This window comes from Nocardioides sp. YIM 152588, from assembly GCF_040191335.1.
In the GTDB taxonomy this organism is placed as follows: Bacteria; Actinomycetota; Actinomycetes; order Propionibacteriales; family Nocardioidaceae; genus Nocardioides.
The window spans coordinates 1-2,653 of sequence record NZ_JBEGDJ010000106.1; the positions used below are offsets into that span (position 1 = coordinate 1).

At 70.8% G+C, this 2,653-nt stretch carries 4 protein-coding genes; all 4 read right to left on the bottom strand.

The window, feature by feature from the left end; genetic code table 11:
• A partial coding sequence (locus ABLM29_RS22165) for a translation initiation factor IF-2 N-terminal domain-containing protein (RefSeq protein WP_349716816.1) occupies positions 1 to 319 on the bottom strand: 319 nt, incomplete at its 3' end.
• 96 nt (positions 320 to 415) lie between these two features.
• Positions 416 to 763 carry a YlxR family protein gene (locus ABLM29_RS22170; protein ID WP_349716822.1) on the bottom strand — a complete coding sequence of 116 codons (348 nt, stop codon included), beginning with the start codon at positions 761 to 763 and terminating at the stop codon, positions 416 to 418.
• Between the two features lie 128 nt (positions 764 to 891).
• Positions 892 to 1,872, bottom strand: coding sequence for a transcription termination factor NusA (gene nusA / locus ABLM29_RS22175; RefSeq protein WP_349716818.1), 981 nt, complete (start codon positions 1,870 to 1,872; stop codon positions 892 to 894).
• Positions 1,872 to 2,366, bottom strand: coding sequence for a ribosome maturation factor RimP (gene rimP, locus ABLM29_RS22180; protein WP_349716820.1), 495 nt, complete (start codon positions 2,364 to 2,366; stop codon positions 1,872 to 1,874). The genes nusA and rimP overlap by 1 nt, the downstream gene beginning before the upstream one ends.
• Between the last annotated feature and the right edge of the window lie 287 nt (positions 2,367 to 2,653).

Genomic DNA, 2,653 nt, shown 5'->3' on the forward strand with positions numbered 1-2,653 from the left:
GGAGGTTGGACACGGCGACGCCGGTGCGGTCGGAGATCATCTTCGCCAGGTCGCGGACCCGGTGCGTCTCGGTCATCTGGTTGAACACCGAGACCCGGTCGCCCTTGGCCGCGGGCGCGGCCGGCGCGGGCGCCGACTCGCCGCCTCCGGCGGTCTTCAGCTTCTCGCCGTACTCCTTGCGGAAGCGCATCTCGGCGGGGAGCTCGACGGTGGAGCTCGCCGACTTGACGAACTCCCCCATCTCCTTGAACTTCTCGAGAACGAACTTGCTCTCGACGCCAAATTCCTTGGCGAGCTCGTGGACTCGGGTCTTGGCCACGTTTCTCCTTCTGGCCCAAGACCCGATCGGGGTTACTCAGACCGTTGATGGATGGTGCAGAACGAACTGGCTCATCGCGAGGTACTCATCGAGTGCTCATGAGCTGTTGCTCCAGTCTCTGTCGGTCGATTTCATTGCCACGGAGTCGAGGTACTCACCCACCGGCGCACTGGACGCCCCTGCCCCACCCGGCGTGATCCGCAGGGCGCGGGCGAAGGCCTTCCGCCGCACCGCGAGCTCGTAGCACTCGGTCGTGGGGTGCAGGTGCGCCCCGCGGCCGGGTGCGGTGCCGTCGGGATCGGGCCGCACGGTCTGGTGACCGTCCTGGTCCGAGCCGGCGGTCACCCGCAACAACTCGCTTCGGGAGGCCCGCTGCCGGCATCCGACGCAGGTCCGGACGGGGCCCTCGGGGAGGGTTCCGTCGTTCACAGCGCGGGATTTCATTCGGCGAGCCACCGATCGACAAGTCTAGCGCCTCGGCGGCGCCGGGACCGAACCGGCACCGACGCCGGGTCCGAGGGCGGCGCGGGCGCGACACGCCCGGGCGATCGACGCCCGGGCGCGGCGCGCCGTCAGGCCTCGGCGGCCTGCTCCTCGTCGGAGTGGATGTCGATCCGCCAGCCGGTCAGCCGGGCGGCGAGGCGGGCGTTCTGGCCCTCCTTGCCGATCGCCAGCGACAGCTGGAAGTCCGGGACGACGACGCGCGCGGACTTCGCGGCGGCATCCACCACGGTGACCGAGCGCACCTGCGCCGGGGAGAGGGCGTTGGCCACGAACGTGGCCGGGTCCTCGGAGAAGTCGACGATGTCGATCTTCTCGCCGTTGAGCTCGGCCATCACGTTGCGCACCCGCTGACCCATCGGGCCGATGCACGCACCCTTGGCGTTCAGCCCGGAGACGGTCGAGCGCACCGCGATCTTGCTGCGGTGGCCGGCCTCGCGGGCGATCGCGGAGATCTCGACCGAGCCGTCGGCGATCTCCGGCACCTCGAGCGCGAAGAGCTTCTTGACCAGGTTCGGGTGCGTCCGCGACAGCGTGATCTGCGGGCCCCGCATCCCCTTGCGGACCGAGACCACGAGGGTCTTGATCCGCGTACCGTGCCGGTAGTCCTCCCCCGGCACCCGCTCGCTGACCGGCAGCAGCGCCTCGATCTTGCCGAGGTCGACGAGCACGTCGTCGCGGTTGCGGCCCTGCTGGATGACGCCGGAGAGCACGTCGCCCTCCTTGCCGGAGAACTCGCCGAACTTGATCTCGTCCTCGGCGTCGCGCAGGCGCTGGAGCATGATCTGCTTCGCCGTGGTGGCGGCGATCCGGCCGAAGCCGTCCGGGGTGTCGTCGTACTCGCCGATCCGGTTGCCCTCGTCGTCGACCTCGGCCGCCATCACGCGGACGTGGCCGGTCTTGCGGTCCAGGTCGACCCGCGCGTCCTCGTGCGCGCCCGGGGTCTTGTGGTACGCCGTCAGCAGCGCCTGCTCGATCGCCTCGACCAGGACATCGAACTTGATCTCCTTCTCGCGCTCCAGCATCCGCAGGATGCTCAGGTCGATGTCCATCAGTTCTCGTCCTTCCGGTTGAACTCGATCTGCACCAGGGCCTTGGTGATGTCGCCCTGGGCCAGCGCGACGCGCTCGCCGTCCACGTCGAGGATCACGCCGGTCTCGTCGCACTCGACGATCCGCCCGGACAGCACCCGGCCGTCCGTCAGCGTGGCCTTGACCAGCCGGCCGGCGTTGCGACGCCAGTGCCGGGGCAGCGTGAGCGGCCGGTCCACCCCGCGAGAGGTGACCTCGAGCGTGTAGGGCTGCTCGCCCATCACGTCGGTCTCCTCGATCGCGGCGTCGATCAGCTTCGTCGCGGTGGCGACGTCGTCGAGGGTGATCCCGCCGTCCTTGTCCACGGCGACCCGCAGCACGCGGCGCTTGCCCGCGGGGGTGATCTCCACCGCCTCCACGTCGATGCCGAGCGCGGCCAAGCGACCGTCCCGGTCGCCGATCAGGGACTCGATCCTCGCTGCGTCGCGGTCCGCGGACGATCTGCTCGAACTCATCGGAGTCTCCGTGTCCTGTTGTGCGTTGCTGGTTGTGGGCCCGACCACCCGGCCCGGCTGTGGGCCGATGCGGGTGCGCGCGGGAGCGCGCGGCCCGTCCGGACCGAGAGAACCACGATACCGGCTACGGACGCCGATCCCCGCCTCGCCGAACGCCCGGATATGGTCGCCCGGTGCCTCGCCCCGTCCGCCCCGCGCCCACGTTGGGCCGCCGCCGCCTGCTCGGCTCCGGCGCGGCCGTCCTGGGGGCGGTCGCCGTGGCCGCGGCCGGCTGCGACGCCGGTCCC